This is a genomic window from Mycobacterium sp. DBP42 (assembly GCF_005924235.1).
GTDB lineage: Bacteria > Actinomycetota > Actinomycetes > Mycobacteriales > Mycobacteriaceae > Mycobacterium > Mycobacterium syngnathidarum.
Genome location: NZ_VCMY01000104.1, coordinates 1 through 1,074, shown reverse-complemented (window position 1 = coordinate 1,074; position 1,074 = coordinate 1). Strand labels below are relative to the sequence as shown.

The following is a 1,074-nucleotide window of genomic DNA, read 5'->3' as shown; positions in this document are numbered from 1 at the left end:
TGTAACTCCCAGACAGGTTGTGAACGGCGTGGTGAGCGGAAGTAGGTGAGGACCTCCGGTATCGGTGTGGTTACCAAACACGCACATCCGATTACCGAGAGGTCCTCATGGTCCACGCTAATGCTTCGTTGACTCCTCGTGGGCGGTTGCGGCTTGCGCAGGCGGTTGTTGATCAGGGCTGGAGTTTGCGGCGCGCGGCTGAGCGGTTCCAATGTTCGGTGGCCACAGCCAAGAAATGGGCCGACCGTTATCGCGACGGTGGCGAAGCAGCGATGGTAGACCGGCCCAGCCGGCCGCATCGCAGTCCGTTGCGGTTGCCGAAACGACGTGAGCGGCGCATCGTCAACCTGCGCTTCACCCGGCGCTGGGGCCCACATCGCATCGCCGCTTACCTGCACCTGCCACGCTCGACCGTTGAGGCGGTGCTGCGCCGCTACCGGATGCCATTGCTGCGGCACCTGGACCAAAACACCGGGTTACCGGTACGCCGGCCCAAACCCCGCCGCTATGAGCACCCGGCTCCCGGCGACTTGGTCCATGTCGACGTCAAGAAACTGGGCCGCATCCCCGACGGGGGCGGCCATCGCAAGCTGGGTCGCCAAGCCGGCCGGCGCAACCGCTGCGGCATGGGATACACGTTCTTGCACCACGCCGTTGATGACCACTCCCGGCTGGCCTACTCCGAGGACCTCACCGACGAACGCAAAGAAACCGCCGCGGGATTCTGGAAACGCGCCAACGCGTTCTTCGCCGACCACGGCATCACCGTCAAACGAGTGTTGACCGACAATGGATCCTGTTACCGGTCAAAGAATTTCGCTGAAGCGCTCGGCCCCGACATCACCCACAAGAGGACCCGGCCCTACCGGCCACAGACCAACGGCAAAGTCGAGCGATTCAACCGCACCCTGACCACCGAATGGGCCTATGCGCAGACCTACCGCTCTGAGGCCGAACGCGCCGGAACCTACCAGCACTGGCTGCATCACTACAATCACCACCGACCCCACACCGGCATCGGCGGAATGACACCAATCGAGCGCCTACGCGTTCACAACCTACCCGTGAAGAACA

The 1,074-nt window shown here is 63.3% G+C and carries 1 protein-coding gene; it reads left to right on the top strand.

Annotated elements, in window-relative coordinates:
- Nucleotides 1-107: 107 nt before the first annotated feature.
- A partial coding sequence (locus E0T84_RS31570; protein WP_064917836.1) for an IS481 family transposase occupies nt 108-1,074 on the top strand: 967 nt, incomplete at its 3' end.